General features: G+C 33.3%; 18 protein-coding genes and 1 pseudogene. 6 read left to right on the top strand and 13 right to left on the bottom strand.

What is annotated here, in order from left to right:
• Nucleotides 1-33 precede the first annotated feature (33 nt).
• From nadA to nadB, 3 genes are read right to left on the bottom strand one after another with little or no spacing between them, the layout of a single operon-like run.
• Nucleotides 34-1,137, bottom strand: a complete 1,104-nt coding sequence (gene nadA, locus HHU08_RS11615; protein ID WP_101731287.1) for a quinolinate synthase NadA — start codon at nt 1,135-1,137, stop codon at nt 34-36.
• 23 nt (nt 1,138-1,160) lie between these two features.
• Complete coding sequence (gene nadC, locus HHU08_RS11610; RefSeq protein WP_101731288.1) at nt 1,161-1,997, bottom strand: carboxylating nicotinate-nucleotide diphosphorylase; 837 nt, start codon at nt 1,995-1,997, stop codon at nt 1,161-1,163.
• Complete coding sequence (gene nadB, locus HHU08_RS11605; protein ID WP_016204986.1) at nt 1,951-3,546, bottom strand: L-aspartate oxidase; 1,596 nt, start codon at nt 3,544-3,546, stop codon at nt 1,951-1,953. The genes nadC and nadB overlap by 47 nt, the downstream gene beginning before the upstream one ends.
• Nucleotides 3,547-3,838: 292 nt before the next feature.
• On the opposite strand from nadB, the gene HHU08_RS11600 reads away from it, so the two are divergent.
• Nucleotides 3,839-4,969 carry an IscS subfamily cysteine desulfurase gene (locus HHU08_RS11600; RefSeq protein ID WP_169188515.1) on the top strand — a complete coding sequence of 377 codons (1,131 nt, stop codon included), beginning with the start codon at nt 3,839-3,841 and terminating at the stop codon, nt 4,967-4,969.
• A 50-nt stretch (nt 4,970-5,019) separates the two neighbouring features.
• Here the strand turns inward: HHU08_RS11600 and HHU08_RS11595 are convergent, their stop codons facing one another.
• The 7 genes and pseudogenes from HHU08_RS11595 to HHU08_RS11565 all read right to left on the bottom strand — a co-directional run bounded on the left by HHU08_RS11595 (nt 5,020) and on the right by HHU08_RS11565 (nt 10,987).
• The gene (locus tag HHU08_RS11595; RefSeq protein WP_016204984.1) at nt 5,020-5,538 is read right to left on the bottom strand and encodes a GNAT family N-acetyltransferase; all 519 of its coding nucleotides are present in this window, start codon (nt 5,536-5,538) and stop codon (nt 5,020-5,022) included.
• A gap of 27 nt (nt 5,539-5,565) precedes the next feature.
• Nucleotides 5,566-6,018: a MarR family winged helix-turn-helix transcriptional regulator gene (locus tag HHU08_RS11590; protein ID WP_101731289.1), complete on the bottom strand. Its 453-nt coding sequence runs from the start codon at nt 6,016-6,018 to the stop codon at nt 5,566-5,568.
• A 253-nt stretch (nt 6,019-6,271) separates the two neighbouring features.
• Nucleotides 6,272-6,529, bottom strand: a pseudogene (locus HHU08_RS11585) (GNAT family N-acetyltransferase); the annotation flags it as partial.
• A 202-nt stretch (nt 6,530-6,731) separates the two neighbouring features.
• Nucleotides 6,732-7,550 (bottom strand): lipid II flippase Amj family protein, encoded by an 819-nt coding sequence (locus tag HHU08_RS11580; protein ID WP_016204981.1) that lies wholly within the window; start codon nt 7,548-7,550, stop codon nt 6,732-6,734.
• 445 nt (nt 7,551-7,995) lie between these two features.
• Complete coding sequence (locus HHU08_RS25700; RefSeq protein ID WP_169188513.1) at nt 7,996-8,841, bottom strand: phosphotransferase; 846 nt, start codon at nt 8,839-8,841, stop codon at nt 7,996-7,998.
• Nucleotides 8,842-9,115: 274 nt separating this feature from the next.
• Nucleotides 9,116-10,441 (bottom strand): sigma-E factor regulatory protein RseB domain-containing protein, encoded by a 1,326-nt coding sequence (locus HHU08_RS11570; protein WP_205835606.1) that lies wholly within the window; start codon nt 10,439-10,441, stop codon nt 9,116-9,118.
• Between the two features lie 3 nt (nt 10,442-10,444).
• Nucleotides 10,445-10,987: a sigma-70 family RNA polymerase sigma factor gene (locus HHU08_RS11565; protein WP_169188512.1), complete on the bottom strand. Its 543-nt coding sequence runs from the start codon at nt 10,985-10,987 to the stop codon at nt 10,445-10,447.
• A 554-nt stretch (nt 10,988-11,541) separates the two neighbouring features.
• On the opposite strand from HHU08_RS11565, the gene HHU08_RS11560 reads away from it, so the two are divergent.
• The 4 genes from HHU08_RS11560 (at nt 11,542) to HHU08_RS25460 (ending at nt 14,611) form a co-directional block, all read left to right on the top strand.
• Nucleotides 11,542-12,606: a hypothetical protein gene (locus HHU08_RS11560; RefSeq protein WP_169188511.1), complete on the top strand. Its 1,065-nt coding sequence runs from the start codon at nt 11,542-11,544 to the stop codon at nt 12,604-12,606.
• Nucleotides 12,607-13,217: 611 nt separating this feature from the next.
• Nucleotides 13,218-13,529, top strand: a complete 312-nt coding sequence (locus HHU08_RS25950; protein ID WP_016205489.1) for a transposase — start codon at nt 13,218-13,220, stop codon at nt 13,527-13,529.
• Nucleotides 13,530-13,540: 11 nt separating this feature from the next.
• On the top strand, nt 13,541-14,440 hold the full coding sequence (locus HHU08_RS11555; RefSeq protein WP_040344397.1) for an IS3 family transposase: 900 nt from the start codon (nt 13,541-13,543) through the stop codon (nt 14,438-14,440).
• Between the two features lie 45 nt (nt 14,441-14,485).
• On the top strand, nt 14,486-14,611 hold the full coding sequence (locus tag HHU08_RS25460; RefSeq protein WP_263479876.1) for a hypothetical protein: 126 nt from the start codon (nt 14,486-14,488) through the stop codon (nt 14,609-14,611).
• Between the two features lie 240 nt (nt 14,612-14,851).
• Here HHU08_RS25460 and HHU08_RS11550 read toward each other — a convergent pair whose 3' ends face one another.
• The 3 genes from HHU08_RS11550 to HHU08_RS11540 all read right to left on the bottom strand — a co-directional run bounded on the left by HHU08_RS11550 (nt 14,852) and on the right by HHU08_RS11540 (nt 17,348).
• Nucleotides 14,852-15,403: a nucleoside/nucleotide kinase family protein gene (locus HHU08_RS11550; protein WP_169188510.1), complete on the bottom strand. Its 552-nt coding sequence runs from the start codon at nt 15,401-15,403 to the stop codon at nt 14,852-14,854.
• A 217-nt stretch (nt 15,404-15,620) separates the two neighbouring features.
• Nucleotides 15,621-16,349, bottom strand: coding sequence for a metallophosphoesterase family protein (locus HHU08_RS11545; RefSeq protein ID WP_169188509.1), 729 nt, complete (start codon nt 16,347-16,349; stop codon nt 15,621-15,623).
• Nucleotides 16,350-16,421: 72 nt separating this feature from the next.
• Entirely contained in the window at nt 16,422-17,348 is a 927-nt protein-coding gene (locus tag HHU08_RS11540) for a protein phosphatase 2C domain-containing protein (protein WP_016204976.1), read from the bottom strand.
• A gap of 292 nt (nt 17,349-17,640) precedes the next feature.
• Between HHU08_RS11540 and HHU08_RS11535 the strand changes: the two genes are divergently transcribed.
• A complete protein-coding gene (locus HHU08_RS11535) occupies nt 17,641-17,808 on the top strand; it encodes a DUF3934 family protein (RefSeq protein WP_084668780.1) in 168 nt (55 codons plus the stop codon).
• The last annotated feature ends 114 nt before the right edge of the window (nt 17,809-17,922 follow it).

Raw genomic sequence — 17,922 nt, 5'->3', positions numbered from 1 at the left:
CAAAAAATCTTAGAAGCAATTTCCAAACAATATTTAAGATAAAGCCAACATTCTATCCAATGCCAATTTCGCATTCGAGGCAATTGGCTCTTCTACGATAATACGATTACTTTCAAAGTCCTGTTCAATTGATTCTAAGCACCAGACAAAATGAGGCAAATCGATTCGATTCATGGTGAGACAAGCGCACATATACGGATTAAGAGAGATAATCTGTTTATCGGGATGATCTTTAATAATCCGGTTCACTAAGTTCATTTCCGTCCCAATCGCAAAGGCACTACCTGACTTCGCATTTTCAATAATATCGATAATATAGTTCGTCGAACCAGCTAAGTCAGATGCTGCCACTACTTCTCTACTGCATTCTGGATGGACAATGATTTTCATATGAGGATATTGCTTTCTAACTTGTTCCACATTTTGCACAGTAAAATTCTCATGTACAGAACAATGTCCTTTCCAAAGAATAACTTTAATTTCTTCTAGCGGACACTCATGAACAAGTTCATTTTTGATTGGATCCCAAATGGCCATTCTGTCTAAAGGTACTCCTAAATTGTAGGCTGTATTTCTTCCTAAGTGCTGATCTGGTAGAAATAACAATCTTTCCTTTTGCGTAAATGCCCAAGAAACCATTTTCTCTGCATTAGAGGACGTTACGGTTGCTCCTCCATTTTCACCCACAAAGGCCTTAATAGCTGCTGTTGAATTGACATAGGTTAAAGGAATAATGGTATCGCCAAATAATTCTTGCAGTTTCGTCCAAGCGCGATTTGTCTGATAAATATCGGCCATATCTGCCATAGAACAACCTGCACGCATGTCTGGCAAATAGACTTTTTGCTGCTTTGTCGTTAAAATGTCGGCAGTTTCTGCCATAAAATGAACACCGCAAAAAACAATGTATTCTGCTTCTGTGTTTTCTGCAGCTACTTGTGCAAGCTTCAAGCTATCTCCTGTAGCATCAGAAAATTGAATAACTTCATCCTTTTGATAATGATGACCTGGAATAAATAGTTTTTTGCCTAATCTCTGCTTTACACTTGCTACTCTTTCTTCTAATTCAGCAGTTGTCATTGCTAAGTACTTTTCTGGTATTGTATTGGATGCTTGTAACCCCTCTAATATATTCATTTCCTCTTCCCCTCAATCCCTTTTTAATGAATACTTACTTTTACACTAATATCTAATGCTTTAACAGAATGCGTTAAGAATCCTAATGAAATATAGTCCACTCCACACTCTCGGTACGAAGCAAGATTTTCTAAAGTAATTCCACCTGAAGCTTCTGTTGTAACTGTTTCTGGAACATGGGGAATCCACTCCACAATTTCCTCTGGCTTTCGATTATCAAACATAATGACATCTGCACCCGCTGCTAATGCTTCAAGCATTTGTTCCTTCGTCTCTGTTTCCACTTCAACCTTGACCATGTGGCCAATCGACTGTTTAACTGCCTTTACCGCATTAGCAATCGAACCAGCAAAAGCAATGTGGTTATCCTTAATCATGACCGCATCATACAGCCCAAAGCGATGATTATGTCCGCCACCAACAGTTACTGCATACTTTTCAAGCATTCGTAATCCTGGTGTTGTTTTTCGTGTATCACAAATTTTCGTATAGCCACTGTTTAACACATCGACCGCTTCACGGGTTCTCGTGGCTATCCCACTCATTCTTTGAACAAGGTTTAAAATCACTCGTTCCCCTTTTAATAGCTCTCTAATATTCCCTTTTGCCGTCGCTATTTGCTGGCTACTTTCTATTCGATCTCCATCCCGGACGAGCATCGTTATCTCAATTGCTGGATTTAACACATGGAATCCTGCTTGAATAACCTCTTCTCCGCAAAAAATCCCATTGTCCTTTGCTAGAAACACAATCTCTCCTTGCTGCTCCTTTGGGAAAATGGCATCTGTTGTAACATCTCGTTCACCAATATCTTCAATAAAGAACGCTTCCAATTGTTTGTGCAATTTCAATTGATTCATTTGGCTTCTCCTTTGTTAGTTCTCGTTTAAAGCTAACCTTTTTCTTTACCCATTCATCGTTTTCCTCTGGATAATCAGAGCGGAAATGACCACCTCTGCTTTCTTTTCTTTCTAAAGCAGATCTTGTAATAAGCCAAGAGGTTACAAGCATAAAATATTTCTCAACCTCTTCAATCGATCTATTTTCTAGAGGAAGGTTAAAGCAATCTGATATTCCAAAACGCTCAAGCCATTGCAGCTGATTTTGTAAGTTTATTTCATTCCGAACAATTCCCACATTCGCCATCATGCGATGTTGTAACTCTTCTTTTTCTGGAAAAATTGGATGCAATGTATTATCCGATTCTTCCCTTTCTAATATGAAACCTTTCACTTTTGACTTTGGTATTTCCCGAAGGAGGTTTGCCAAGTTATTCCCCATATATAATCCTTCTAAAAGGGAATTGCTAGCTAGGCGATTCGCTCCGTGAAATCCAGTACAAGCTGCTTCTCCGATGGCATAAAGGTTATTAACAGATGTTCTTCCAAAAAGGTCTGTATCAATGCCTCCCATTAAGAAATGGCTGCCTGGAGCAACGGGAAGCAACCCTTTTTGCAAATCAATGCCATGCTCTATGCACATTTTTGTTATTGAAGGGAATCTTGTTTGAAAATTTGTAATCATTGATATATCTAAATAGACCGTTTCCCCATTTGATAAGTACTGATAGATTGTTTGCGATACAATATGGCGTGGCGCTAAATCTTCATATGAATGTACATTTTCCATAATGTACTTTCCAGATGCAGTTACTAGTCGTGCTCCATCTCCTCTTACCGCTTCTGAAATAAGACCGACCGTTTCTCCATTTACATATAGTAAGGTCGGATGAAATTGGACAAATTCCATATCGATAATAGATGCACCAGCTAAATATGCAAGTGCAATACCATCCCCTGTAATGGTGGAAGCACTACTTGTATAAGTATAAAGCGTTCCACATCCCCCAGTTGCAATGACAGTATGCGCGCTATAAAACTCTATTCGAGTGCCATCTGCGGTAATACCCTTTGCTCCAAAACATTGATTACTATTAGTATTTACCATTAATTCATAGACAAAAACATTTTCGATTAATTCTATATTGTTATTCTTATTTTCTGTAAGAAACTCCATTACCTTTTTTCCAGTAGTATCGCCGCCACTGTGGACAATTCTTTTTTCCGAATGAGCACCTTCCATGCCCAATGAAAGTTTCCCTGTTGAATCCTTATCAAATGTACATCCATCTTGCCATAATTCTTCAATTAAACGAGGTGCTGTCTTTGTAATTTCTGCCACTACCTCTGGATTATTATGAAAGCGTCCGGCTTCAAGTGTATCTAATGCATGTTTTCTATAATCATCTGAATCTCCGAGACTTGCAGCAATTCCTCCTTGTGCTAGGTAGGAATTACTTAATTCAGCTTTAGACTTTGTGAGAATAATCACATTAAATTCAGTTGAAAGTTTTTTGGCTAGTTGTAAACTAGCGATACCACTGCCGATTATCAGTACATCTGTATCCATTTTTCACCCTCCTATTTTACAGGTGTCTTGACACTTATATTTACATAGTTTTAAACTAATGACAAGTGTTTTTTTCATTTTCGTTAATTAAAGTAAGTCGATTTCCTTTCTAGACACAAGAATCCCTGGGAAGAAAGAAAGCCTGTGTGAAATCTTACTTCCCTTCTACCCATAGGAATCAAATACCTTTCACTATAAATAGCTCAAATTTGTTAAAAGATGTTTTCCATTTAAAAATAAACTTTACTATGATTCTTCTACTTTATAAAAATAATAATGGGAGGAAATTTATATGAAATATTTTGATTATGCTGCAACTACTCCTTTGGATAATGATGCAGCAAATGTTTATGTGGACGTTGCTTGTAAATACTTTGCTAATTCGAATAGTCTTCATGATATGGGCGATAAAGCTGGAAAAATTTTGGAGAATTGTCGCGAGGAATGGGGAAGACTATTAAACGCAGATAAAAATGGGGTTTATTTTACAAGTGGCGGCACGGAGAGTAATTTTCTTATCATACAAAATTTGGTACTCGCTACAAAAAAACAAGGAAAACATATTATTACATCTGTTGCAGAGCATGCTTCCATTCATAGTACGATGCAATTATTAGCAGTAAATGACTATGAAATTACTTATATCCCATTATTGGATAATGGAATAATCGATACACAACTTTTAGAGCAATCTATTCGACCAGATACCATTCTAGTTTCCATTCAGCACGTTAATTCTGAAATTGGTGCCATTCAGCCTATTAAAGAAATTGGGACTATTTGTAGAAAATACAATGTTCTTTTTCATAGTGACATGGTACAAAGTTTTGGAAAAATAGACGTTTCAGAAGTGACGAAATTTGTTGATGGGTTATCGATATCGGGACATAAATTTTATGGTCCTAAAGGAGTCGGCATTGCCTATATTAATCCTCAAACAGCTTGGATTCCCTTTTTGCCAAATGGCAGTCATGAAAAAGGCTTTCGATCCGGTACCGTAAATACAGCAGGGATTGCCAGTATGACAGTTGCTGCTCAAAAAACATGCTTGAAGATAGCAGATAATTTACAGGAACTTTCCCAACTTCGTGCATTATTTAAAGAAACCGTTAAAGCTGAATCTATTAAACTGTTTGAATGTATAGAACATTATCCTGGAATTATTGGATTACGAGTAAAGGGATTGGAGGGTCAATGGCTCATGCTTGAGTGCAATCGGCGAGGCTTTGCTATATCAACAGGAAGTGCTTGTCAGGTTGGAAAACATACTCCTTCTAAAACCATGAAGGCGCTTGGATTAGCAGATGGTGAAGCAAAGGAATTTATTCGGATATCATTGGGAAAAGATAACTCGAAAGAAGATATAATGGATTTAGCTAAGTTAATAAACGAATTAGCGAAAGAATATGCAAAGTATCGTTAAGATTCTAGAATGGTCAGTCAGTAGATAATGGCTGACCATCTTTATAACTATTATTCCACTATTTTCGTCATGATCAGATCAGTTTGTTCTTCATCTCCCATAAAAAAGGAGTGAGCCCCTGTTTGGATGAACCCCATTTTTTTATAAAAATTAATTGCATTTTCGTTCTTTTCCCAGACACCAAGCCAAACCATTTTTTTATTTTCCTTGTTTGCCATTTCCAGAGCTTTATTTAGCAATATTTTTCCCAGTCCATGTTTTTGAAATTTACTTTTCACATAAATCCTTTCTATTTCAAGGGAATCATCATCGATTTTTTCAGATTGCGCATCATCTATATTAATTTTTAAATATCCAGCTAATTCATTGTCAAAACAGGCAAAATAGAATTCTGAAGAAACATTGGATAATTCCTTTTCTACTTGTTCGAAATTGAATGCTTTTTCCAAATAAGCCTTCAAATTTTCCGATGAATTCTGATGTTTAAAAGTTTCATTAAATGTTTGATAACTTATTTCTTGAAGTTTATCGATATCCGCAAGTCTACACTTTTTTATCTTTATCGTCATTGAAATAGCTCCCTACTATATATTTAATCAATAATTCCTCTTGTTTCCTTTCTTTACTGTATCCCAATCTTTTTCGACATTTTTTCTTACTCTTTGAAGTAAAGTAAATATCACTTCTATCTCTGATTCAGAAAAACCCTCTAATGCAACATTATTTGAATACTCGTTTTCTCTTTTTATAAAAGGATAAACTTTTTTGCCTCTCTCTGTTGGAAAGAGTTTTTTAATTTTTTTATTGTGTTGATCATTTTTCTTCTCAATGAAACCATTAATCTCCAGTTTGCTTATCGCGCGTGCAGCGGTTGTTCGATCTACTTTTATCATTTCTGCTAATTTTTCTTGGATAATCCCTGGGTTTTCACATATTCTCACAACATACAAGTACTGCCCCTTTGTAAGATCAAATTCTTTAAATTCAATATTACTAATAGAATCTAAGGCCCGTGCGATCATTCCAATTTCGCGAAGAATTTCTTTCATGATTTGCTCCTTTTTATTATCGCATTTACAACAAAAATTACTTACGTTGAATATAACTTATTTTTGTTGCATTTGCAACATTAAAAACGGTGAGTAATGTAGAAGATGGTTGGTTGAAGCAACCATCTTAGCTCATGATTGAGATAAATTAGTTAGTAAGAAGTAATGTGGAGCTTATGAAAAAAGAAAAGTATTAGTTAAAACATATACTGGACTTTGCTTAACCCCGTTCTGTTTCCTCCAAATTTTCATGCTACAGTTTCATCTTCATTCCTTCATGTGTTGCTTGAAAGCCTAATCGTTCATAAAAACGCAAGGCATCTGCTCTTTGTTTGTCAGTCGTAAGCTGAATTAAATGACACCCTCGTTCTTTGGCACGCTCGATTGCCCAATAGATCATTTTAGTACCTACTCCTTTTCCCCGAACAGATGAAGCAGTTCTAACCCCTTCAATCGTAGCTCGCCATCCACCTTGATGGGTGATGTATGGCGTGAATGTAATTTGTTGCACATTTCATTCTTTTTTCAAACATCATATGTGATTTTAGCCAAAAAAGAGAATGTCGGACAATTGAGTTAGCAGAAGCTAACCCTTGTCCGAAGCCGATTCATCTCATGACTGAGTCACGAGGGTTCTCGGCTAAAGCCTAAAAATCGACATAGCAATTAAATGATTCTTCATCCTACTCCCCTTCCTATTTTCACTCAAAAAGTTAAATCCACTCTGCAAACCAGGCTACATAATATGCTGCAGGTAAAAACAGAAGTTGAGCTACTATCGTACCAATAAATTTGGAGCTAACCATTGTTAAAGAATAGCTCTTCAAATAAATGTAATCTGTTTGTTTTTTCATCACTCGATCAGCTAAAACGGATGCTTTCGGATCAATAAATAAGGTCAAGATGATTGTCGCAATCCCATTAATAACACCTGATGACATCGATGCAGCTTGCCGCATATCATCTGGAACTAAAATGGAAGCATACATTGAAGAAATAACGCCTGTTGTAAAAATAGCAGAAATAAGGATATTCATAATAAATAGTCGTTTGGGAATAGTCTCTAGCGTAATCCCCTTAAGATAGGATATTCTCGGCATTTTTATACAGCTTATAAGCTTTATAAAACCATTTTGTTTGAATAACTTTGAAAAAAGAGCTAGCATAGACCCTCGCTCGTTTGCCAGTTGAACAATTGCTCGTGAAAAAATATTAATAAACGTAGGGAACAGCAAGATTCCAAGCAGTACTCCAATAGATGTTACTCCAAGTAAAATCCTATATTGCCCAGCTATAAAAGCAAATTTATCTACCCCTTTCGGAACTTCTGCTATAAGTTTTGCTGTTAATGGCTGTTGAAACATAGTAGAAAACCGTGAAACAATAACCATTGTACTGAACAAAGAAATTGCAGTAGCAATTAGCCTCACTCTTGTACCAGATATTCTAGTAGAATAAGCCAATGTTTCTACCATTGTAATGATCAATAATAAAATAGATATGATTACTACCTTCGTCGTTATAAATTCCATATTAACTCCTTATATTTTTATTCTAGGTACATTATAACTCTTTTTTTGGAATTAACTAGAAAATTTTTCTAAAATTTATTTTTCCTTTGTTGGATGTTTTAAATACTACTTTATAAATTGAAAGGAAAAAGGATACCCAATGAGCATCCTTTTCGAATCGAATGATATGTACTTGTAAGACGCCTTTATCGCAATTTAAGATGGTTTTTACGCTTTCCATTACCACAGCTTTATAAGGTTTTAGTAAAAAACCTTTTTATTTCATTAACAACTGTCTCTCTATTATCCCAATGTAACATATGAGAGGTATCTTCATTTTTTTAATATTAATTTTTAAATTAATCATCACATCTTCCAATAATTTATTATTTATCATATTAAACTCTTCTGGCAGGGTAGCCACTAATAATAAAATATTATCGCCTAATTCCCTATATATGCAAAACTATCTTATTACGATACGCTTCCAATATTCCCATGCTTTTAAATATGCACCGATATCATCAGGGTGATGCTTAACACATGATCCAATTCTAAGAAATAAACCAATAAGCAATTGTTCATATAGATTAGAAATATTTCTATTAATAACAACTAATTGGCTTGCCGCTGTATCGAGTGTTGCTTTTGTTAAATCATCTGGTGATGAGCAAAAGGCATAGATTAGATCATAAATAGGGTCTCCAATAACAGGAGTGGGATCAATCACACCAGTCAACCTTCCATTGTTAAAAATAAAATTATGAACCCCACAATCACCGTGTAGTAAAAATGGGATATGGTCATTGCCATTCTTTTTAACTAAGTTTTGGATTAAGTTAAAATCATTCCTACTTAATTGAGAACCTATTATTTTATTCGCCTCTAAGATTTCTGTCATCAGAAAACTCCTCCAAGAAGCGGTTGGTTCGTCTGCCCATCCCCATCCTATATACTGACTAATAGGCCTATAATTATTAATAAGTTCATTAACAAGCACACAGAGCATGTCTTTTTTATTTTTTTTACTATAGTTAGTAGAACCATTTATAAATGAATAAACGAAATAGTTAAATGATTCTTCAACAAAGAGAAGTTGAGGCAAGAAGTTTAAATCCTTGTAAGTATCAAGAAAATTCGCCTCAGATTTAATTACTTGCGAATCATTTGATTTAACGACATATTTCTTTCCATTATTATGTAAAAGATACAACTCACTAACAGTACCACCATTCAATTGTTCATAGTTTATTTGTTTGGTAGAAAGAATATTATTCTGTTGAAGCTCTTTTATTATTTTCTCTATATTCACCCTATTCCCCCCAATCATTTAATTTAATTATATTAGCTACTCACCTATGCCGACCTTTCCGTGCTTGGATATATTAATACATACTTATGTCATTTTTTTAATATCTCTTACTTCAAACCATACTTTTTATAGAAACTGAAATTATTTGCCGATATATGTGCGGACCAATCTCCAAGTTTTTTTTGAAAACAGTAACTTTTGTTATCTTTTATTACAACAGTTGTACTCAACTATCATATATACTCGATATTGCCAAATAATTTAAACATATTGCTTATTCATCTTCATAAACTATTTTAAGATTTTTCACTTTATATCCTTCAGCCAAGGCCGGAAAAGTTCCGCTTGACTTTAGATTCGAAGTCTTAGCCAAGTATAGTGTTCCATTATTCCCATTAACCTCTATATAATTCACTAGATATCCTTTTTTAGGATAAATATATACCGAATCACCAAAAGGAAGTATTGTTGTTTCATTTGATGAATTTTTTGCTTCCTCCCATTGTTGTTTTAATTGTGCAGGAACCAGTTCATCAATATTGCCTGTTTTCATTCTTGGAAGATTTTGTTTAGATTCATCTTCATTTACATATCCAACTAAATTTGGGGTAAATTTCTCACTATCAATAGGAACATTTACCTCTAGTTTTTTAGGATGCAAATAATCCACTACTTCTTCTTTTTCATTGTAAGTTTCATATTTAACTAAGATGCCTGTATCTTTATCCACCCAAAAACGGAATGACTGAAAATCTGCTCTGCTTATTTCTCCCTTAATGACTAGAGTATTATGTCCTAGTAGTTCTTCATTTTGCTTTTCAATTTCCCATGTATCTAAGTCTCTTGTATAGTTAGATGCTATTTCATATGGAAATAATGTTTCATTTGCTAATCCAAATGGAATACTCTCCCGATAATTGGTAACATTAACCCCGTTGCTATCTTTTGAAAATGCATCTTCCAGTTTTAGTTCCTTACCTGTATTATCATTTTCTACATATCCCAATTCCCTATAAGTCTTCGTTTGTTCAGATACCAACCATAATGCATCCTTAGTAAAATATTCAGATGAAACAGTCTTTTCTCCATTTACTATATCGGTTCTTATACCAAATCCACCTCTGTGATTTTTTAAACTAACTGTATATTCTATCGTTGCATTACTTGGGATATTAGCATAATGTATGATATATTCTCCACGAGCAGTTTCAAAATTGTCTACTGTATTTAGCATTTTAGTAAGAATTTCTTCTTTCGTCATATCCTTATCGTTTTCTTCTTGCTTTGCTGGAATATATTTAGAGTCCTCATTCGGCAACTCATTCTTACTTTTCACTATATAATTCGCCTGTTTATTATGTATTCCATTAAATAAATTTAGTTCAATTCCTATAAAATACATAATTCCAGTAAATAACAAACAGATTACTGAACTTGAAAAAATGACATTCAACCGTTTTTTAAACGGGTAAAATTCCCTATTCTTTTTACTACTTGCTATCGAATTTAAAACTTTTTTATATTGATTATCATCAAAATACACATCATGAAAGAGTGTATTATCCAATTCCTTCTTTAAATTATCGAAGTTATTTTTCATTAATTACTCCCCTCCTTCAAAGGATTCTTTTAGTTTTATACGGGCACGATGCAATCTAGTTTTTACTGTATTGGGCTTAACCTTTAATAAAGAAGATATTTCATCTATCGTTAAATCTTGATAATAAAATAAGATAATTACCTCTCTTAATTTAATTGGTAACTTAACGATACTTTGAGAAATTCCACTATCCTCCTTCTCTACATCATGTAATTGCAGCGAGGAATTGGCATAATTGGATATAGAATAGTCCATCATAAATAAATTTTTAAAATACCTACTCTTCCTAACATCTTTACACCGATTCACTGTAATTCTTATAAGCCACGTTTTATAGGAAGAGTCGTTTCGAAAGGTATCCATTTTCTCATAGCATTTGATAAACACTTCTTGTGCCACATCTTCCGCAAGCTGTTTTTGTTTTAAATAAGAAAAAGCAATTCTTACAACATCATTTCCATAGGTTTTCATTAACCATTTTAATTTTTCCTCCCGATTCATATCTGTTAATAATTCAGAATGAGAGTCATCTACCCTTTCAATCATAAAGCTCCTCACAATCAATTTTTTATAATTTAGACGATTTCTATTTTGAAAAAGTTCTATTTTTAAATTTTTTTACCATTATTAATAATCGGGATGATTTTAGATAAGTAGTATTTCTCATCAATTGCAAAATCCACTAATAAAATTTATATTAGGATTTTGCATCAAATTATAATTTTTTAGTAAATAGTGATTATAAAAAAGAGAGATTTATATATTCGTCTATATTCAATACTTTCATTTCGATTTGAAAAATTTTAATTGCAATCAGGAAAAATATTACAATATTTAAATTGATAGTAACATACTTTATACAATCTTTTTATTATATTTGAACTAAACATGTCCGAGCTGAAAATAAAATTAAACGTTTAAGCATCAATATAACAATTAATTAGTATTTTTTGCTAATAAATTGTATAAATTTGCCGAAATAATAGATATTGGGACCCTACAGATTCTAAAAGTTGATAGTTAAAAAGTTCTAGTTAGGCTATTCTTGTTGTTCTTTCAAAGAAATATCTAGACACAAAGGAATAAAAAGGAGTTAGGAAATGAAAAAGAAGAATTTGTATTTATTAGCTTTATGCTTAGGAATTATATTTATCCTTACTGGATGTGGATCAAAGGCAGAGTTAACTGACTACATTGAAGTAAATTTTGATGGTTATGATACAATGGGAAACGCTTCGTACTCTGTAAATGAGGATAAGCTAATTAATGATGTGTTTGAAATATCGGATGATTATTTAAACCTTAATATGGAAACACTCGCAGAGATTGATAAAATGCTTTCTTCCTTTACTATTACACTAGATAAAGAAAGTGACTTATCTAATGGGGATGAAATTGTTGTTCATATAAAATTAGATAAAGACAAAGCAGAAAAGATTAAATCTAAAGATGAAATGAAAGTTAAAGTGTCAGGACTTGAAGAACCAGGTAAATTGAGTGATGAAGAAATTGATAAAAATGTGGTTGTTAATTTCTCTGGTGTTAGTGGACGAGGAGAAATTCAAATTGATACAACCTTTGATGGAGATTTAAGTAGCTTGGGATTTGAATCTAAGCAAGATGGTGAAATAAAAAATGGGGATATGGTGGAAGTTGCTTTAGATGAAGACTCTAAAAATTCATTGGCTTCTTTAGGCTATATTTTAACAGGCAAAGGTAGCGCAAAATTTGAAGCTACGGGATTAGCAGAAGTTGCCGAAAAGCCAGAAGACATCGCTAATTTAGAAGATATAGAGCGCTTAATTAGCGAAGGTATTAATCGACAATATGCAGATTCCTCTTTTGGATACTATAAATATGAAATAAAAAAAGAAAATACATACTATAGACAATACGTGAGAGATAATGATTCTTCTAATTGGTCTAGCAGCGCACCAAGCAATGGTACGTTAGTAAATATCTATACAATTAAAGAATATGATATGGATGGTGCATTAAATGATACTTTCACCGCTGTATTCGGCTATACGGACATCATTCTTGATGAAAATAATCAAGCGAATGTAACGGAAATCAATGAATACTTCGATACATACGATAAAACCTATTCATTAGAATCTGTTAAGAAATTAATGGAAGGATATGGATACCAACAAATAAAATAAGAATAAATGCTGGCAATCTGTAAGGCCCCTTTATTGAAACCCAAAAGCAAACAGGCTCTTTTGGGTTTCTTTTTCTACGTTCCTCTTATGGATAGATCCAGCCATTTTTAATAATCTCGTCCCATTCCTAATTCATTTTACACGCCTTTCTCCTTCGCATAAATAACAAAACAAGTTCCTCTTTTTATAGTTCAAAATCTAAAAATATTTATTACTTAATCTAATGTATATCAACACTAAAGCTATGATAAAACCTGTAAAAAATAAACCTTTGCTCAGGTTAGTCCAATTTTTCATCCATCCCCATCTTTTTTTATTCACGTCTAATAAAAAGTAGTCAACAAGTACAGTTAACACAATAATGAGAAATACTCCAAAAAGACTCATCACTATCTCCTCCATTCGTCTTCTATCGATTATATGAAAGCGAGGATTAATTTAAACCACTCATGGACAAATCTTTAGTGCTTGTATGAACTATTAAATGAAAAAGTAAGGAGTAATTTATGAATAAATGGACTAGGAACTTGTTACTCATAAGCCCCAAAATGAACTTGGACAATAAGAGTAATATTTATTATACTGCTTAATGTACCAAGGAGGCTGACATCATGAAACGAATAAAACATTCTAAAGAATTTAAATTACAAGTCATCAAGGAAGCCCAAGACACAGGGAAGAATACCCTTGTAGCTCGCCGGTATGATCTGAATCCCAATATGGTTAGTCGCTGGGTTCGTGAATACAAAGATGGTAAATTTGGTGAAGTAGATGTGGCTGTGCTGCCAGATATAGACTCCAAAGAATTATCCAAAGAAAATGAAAAACTTAAAATGTTATTAGGTGAAAAAGACCTTGAAATAGCGATCCTGAGGGATCTTATAAAAAAGAAAAACCCTCACTTGCTGAAAAGCATGAAGTAGCTAACAAATGGATTCAAAAAGGCTACTCGATTTCAAAGGTGCTTAAAATCATAGGTATTCCTCGATCCACATACTATTATCAAAAGAATTATCGTGTTGAGGAGAAAAAAGTAAGTGAGGGACGTCCAGCACCAGGTTATTCGATCCAAGAGGACGGTCAAAAGATATCAGACGAACAGATTAAAGAATTTCTACTAGAAGAGATTGCCGGTGATTGCTATAACTATGGTTATCGCAAACTCACTAAGGTCTTAAGGCGAAAATACAAACTTAAAATTAACAAGAAAAAAGTATACCGGATTTGTAAAGAATTGGGCATCTTACGCCCACAGCGCCAAAAGAAAGTCTCATACCCTAGGAAACTAGCAAGAAATCGCATTATTACAAGATCTAATCAGCTATGGGAAGCTGACATTAAATATGGCTTTATCGAAGGTGAGGATCGCTTTTTCTTTGTCATGTCCATCATCGATGTTTATGACAGGGGCATCATTACCTATCATATGGGATTAAGCTGCACTGGAGATGATGTCAAACAGACACTGAAAAGGGCATTATTAAAACGCCAACAATATGATGAATTGGAAAAACCTGTAATCCGAACAGACAATGGACCGCAGTTTATTTCCCATACTTTTGAAAAGTTTTGTGAAGATTCCAAAATTGAGCACGAAAGAATTCCACCAAGAACACCAAATATGAATGCTCATATTGAGTCTTTCCATCGCATTTTTGAGGACGATTGCCTATCCAGATGGCAGTTTGAAACCTACACAGAAGCATATCAAGAAGTCATGAATTTTATGGAGTTCTACAACGAGAGACGTATGCATTCTAGTATACTAGATTTGTCACCAAAGGAATTCTATCAAAAACAAGATTCATTGGTGATCAAGGAGGTTCGGGTGTAATGGATGTATTCATTCAAAGCATCAGCTTGATTTGGAGTGGCGGGCATGATAGCCTCGTTCGGCGATGCCAATGTTGTAAAACAGCTGGCTTCTTGGCAGGAGAATCATGCCCGCAGAGGCTCCATGTCAAGCAACATGGCCTTTTTGAAGAATAATGAAAGAAATCTATAAAATAAAAAACTGAGGAAATGAAAGAATAAGAGAGTTATTGTCCAAAATTCGGGGGTTAATCCGGTTAGACACCTCTATTAGAAACTATCGTTGACTTAGAAGCGATACTGCGAAAAGTCGATTTACAATACCCACTTACCTATTCAGTCGAAATGAATGAGTTAATACCGAATTCAAAACTAATTATATTTAGTAGTAGCAATCATTATCCCTTTCTAGAAGAAGCTACTTCCCAAGTTTTCACTTGCTATTCAATTCACCTAACTTTTTAGAGATTACATTAACAATATCTAATATTGGTAAAGCCCCATCGACAATGAAATCTGAATTTGCTTTTATCGTTTTTAACATTTCTAGATAACCTCGTCTACCATAAGAGATATAATTTTTCATTTCCAAAATTATATCTTCACCAGTAGAATGCTTAAAATCTCTTGTAACTCTTCGTGCCATTGCAACATCCAAAGGAGTGTCGATAAAGAATGCACTATCAATATACTTGCTCATTTTCGTATGTTTATAGGCAAACGGATAATCTAGAACAATATAATCCAAAGATTCATTAAGTAGTCCTTCTAAATCTTTAATTAGGGGAGTCAAATTCCATTCATCATAATTAGCTCCTCTATCTACCCAATCTATTATGTCAACTGGTCCTTCAAAATCGTAATTATCAAAATATAGTATTTTTGAAGATTGTAAACTTTCGGTTAGCTGTGTAGATATTGTTGTTTTCCCTCCTCCTGATACCGACGCAATGGCTATGACATGTGTACACTTTTCTCTCTTCATACATTAACCCCTTATATCTTTTATCTTAGATCATTATCTGGCAATGTAGTACCTATTTCTATTAAATGCTTAGGCATTGTATTTAATACAGCAGCATACAAACAAGTACCGCTTCCTATTTTGCCCTTAAAGAGTATCGTTCTTCAAAACCATTACTAATTCTTAATTTTCCCCTCATCATAAGAAAGATTACGGAGGCTTGTTCAAACTTGAATTTTCACTCATATAAGGCAATTATTATCTCTTTCCTAGGAATATTTGTTTTTCTAATCTCATCAACATACGTATGAAATTCATAGGGAACGTACTGTTGCATAATGTTAATTCCCCTCTTATTAATATCTATAATTCCATATCTGGCAAAAGCTTCATTGAAACAACCTAAAGAGCCAGTATTATAAAACAATTTACCTTTAGAAACAAATTGATGACTATTGTGGTCATGTCCAAAACAGACCAAAGATATATTATCTAAACCATCTAATTCATAGAAATGTTCTGGAGAAGGAACACCAGTAAAATCAAATGGATCTTTACTTATATGAACTCCATATAATGATTGCTTCATCGGATAATGAATTAAATGTAAGTTTTGTTCACAAATAGTAGGATTCAATATGCGAGGTAGTTTTTTCAATTTAGGAATATATTCTTTATTCAATTTATTCGCAATCCATTTGTGATGCAGTATCACATTGATTCTACTTTCTGGATATGGTTCATTGTTTAACAGTGATAAAACAGCTTCGTCGTGATTACCTGTAATCATCTCAATATTATTCAATTCAAATAAAGAATTTAAAACCTCATTTGAAAAAGGCCCTATTCCAATCATATCACCGAGGCAATATATGTAATCAACTGATTTTTTTTTAATATCTTTTAATACAGAATTTAAAGCGTAAATATTTCCATGAATATCAGTTATTATAGCAATTCTATACATAATATCCCCCATTTATCTAACTAAGTAGAACAGCCTATCATTACTTACATTTAAATATCAGCATATGGAATATTAAAAACTAATAACAATTCCTGTTTTATCATCAGATTTTTTAAATCTTGGATATTTTAAACACTCTGGATCAGAATCTTCTAACTTAATTAATTCCAAAGCATATTGTTCCATACTTTTTTCAAGAATTAAATTAGTGATATACTCCCAATAATTTATTTGAGTGGGAACTATTTCTCTTGGCAATAATAATCCGTCTGTTACTAGTATTAAATGCTTTAATCTATTCCGGTTTATCTTCCCGTACTCTATGTAGTTAATGGCTTCTGGTTCGCCATTTAAAACACCATATCCATCTTTAGAATTACTTTTTTGCCTGTTTGAAAGGAGAATATCTTTAACTTTTGTTAATAAATCATCCCTTTTCGTTATTCCTTTATTTATATACTCCTTCCACTTTACGATTGCACCTTTCTCTAAATGGCTTACTTGGAGACGTGTTAATGGTCTAATCTCATTGTTATCTACATAAACCGCTAGAATCATACAGTCACCAGTCTGAACATATTCTATGCTATTCTCCGATACTTTTATAACTGCTAAAGCTGTTCCCCATAACTGTTCTTTCTCCAATATATTAATATTATTATTTAACATTTTCTTTTTTAGTGTATCATTTATCATTTTCACATCAGATAGAAGAGACTTACTATTTTTAATTGTTTCAAAATAACTTTTTACTTCATTAGAAGCTATGTAGCCACCAGTACGATTATTTTTATCTTTTGTTGGTACTAATGAAGAAACACCGTCAGCAACCCCAAACACTTGAGCATCGTTATTAATTATTAACGAATCTTCGTTTAACTCACTTACTCCTTTACATGTTATATGTGCTATTTTCAAAGATATCCCTCCATGAATTAATTGGCTTACAATACCTACAAAATCAATTTTTCCTTCTCGGAAACGTATTGGTAGGTTCATTATGAACTTTCATTTTATAAATAATTTATTTTTAATCGATTTTGCATCAGATATTGTATTCATTTATAAGTTCTGTAGCAAAGATCCTTATTCCTTCCTGAAAAAAAGTTAATAAGGAACTGGTTCGCTCTAAGGAAAATATCTCCAAATAACTTTAAATATGTTTATTGTTTAAATCATGATCTTTCTGTTATATACTTATAGTTCATTATGTATGATTTTTATCAAACTAAAAAGATAAAACTAACTATTGATAGATATGTAATCGCACAAGAAAATCGGAGATGATAGAATGGCTAAAGGTAAAGGTGGAACAGGCAGGGGAACTGGTAAGAAGGGATGGAATCGTTGGCAAGCTAGTGCAAACAAAGCCAAGAGTAATAAACCCTACAAAAGTAAAGGTGTTAAAAATCGCAAAAATACTGAGAACGCTAATAATGGTAATACATCTGAAAAATAGTTCTTATTAGTTAAATAACGATAAGTGAAAAAGACATGTATATAAAGTATTAATCGATTAAAATCAAAAAGGACACTTGCTAACTAAGTGTCCTTTTTGATCTACCATTTAAAA

This window comes from Niallia alba (assembly GCF_012933555.1).
In the GTDB taxonomy this organism is placed as follows: Bacteria; Bacillota; Bacilli; order Bacillales; family Cytobacillaceae; genus Niallia; species Niallia alba.
Note: the sequence above shows the minus strand (reverse complement) of the source record. Positions and strands in the feature narration are given on the sequence as shown.

Coding starts and splice junctions, on each gene's coding strand:
- nadA (WP_101731287.1), bottom strand. CDS start 1,137: ATGAATATATTAGAGGGGTTACAAGCATCCAATACAATACCAGAAAAG.
- nadC (WP_101731288.1), bottom strand. CDS start 1,997: ATGAATCAATTGAAATTGCACAAACAATTGGAAGCGTTCTTTATTGAA.
- nadB (WP_016204986.1), bottom strand. CDS start 3,546: ATGGATACAGATGTACTGATAATCGGCAGTGGTATCGCTAGTTTACAA.
- HHU08_RS11600 (WP_169188515.1), top strand. CDS start 3,839: ATGAAATATTTTGATTATGCTGCAACTACTCCTTTGGATAATGATGCA.
- HHU08_RS11595 (WP_016204984.1), bottom strand. CDS start 5,538: ATGACGATAAAGATAAAAAAGTGTAGACTTGCGGATATCGATAAACTT.
- HHU08_RS11590 (WP_101731289.1), bottom strand. CDS start 6,018: ATGAAAGAAATTCTTCGCGAAATTGGAATGATCGCACGGGCCTTAGAT.
- HHU08_RS11580 (WP_016204981.1), bottom strand. CDS start 7,550: ATGGAATTTATAACGACGAAGGTAGTAATCATATCTATTTTATTATTG.
- HHU08_RS11570 (WP_205835606.1), bottom strand. CDS start 10,441: ATGAAAAATAACTTCGATAATTTAAAGAAGGAATTGGATAATACACTC.
- HHU08_RS11565 (WP_169188512.1), bottom strand. CDS start 10,987: ATGATTGAAAGGGTAGATGACTCTCATTCTGAATTATTAACAGATATG.
- HHU08_RS11560 (WP_169188511.1), top strand. CDS start 11,542: ATGAAAAAGAAGAATTTGTATTTATTAGCTTTATGCTTAGGAATTATA.
- HHU08_RS25950 (WP_016205489.1), top strand. CDS start 13,218: ATGAAACGAATAAAACATTCTAAAGAATTTAAATTACAAGTCATCAAG.
- HHU08_RS25460 (WP_263479876.1), top strand. CDS start 14,486: ATGATAGCCTCGTTCGGCGATGCCAATGTTGTAAAACAGCTGGCTTCT.
- HHU08_RS11550 (WP_169188510.1), bottom strand. CDS start 15,403: ATGAAGAGAGAAAAGTGTACACATGTCATAGCCATTGCGTCGGTATCA.
- HHU08_RS11545 (WP_169188509.1), bottom strand. CDS start 16,349: ATGTATAGAATTGCTATAATAACTGATATTCATGGAAATATTTACGCT.
- HHU08_RS11540 (WP_016204976.1), bottom strand. CDS start 17,348: ATGAACCTACCAATACGTTTCCGAGAAGGAAAAATTGATTTTGTAGGT.
- HHU08_RS11535 (WP_084668780.1), top strand. CDS start 17,641: ATGGCTAAAGGTAAAGGTGGAACAGGCAGGGGAACTGGTAAGAAGGGA.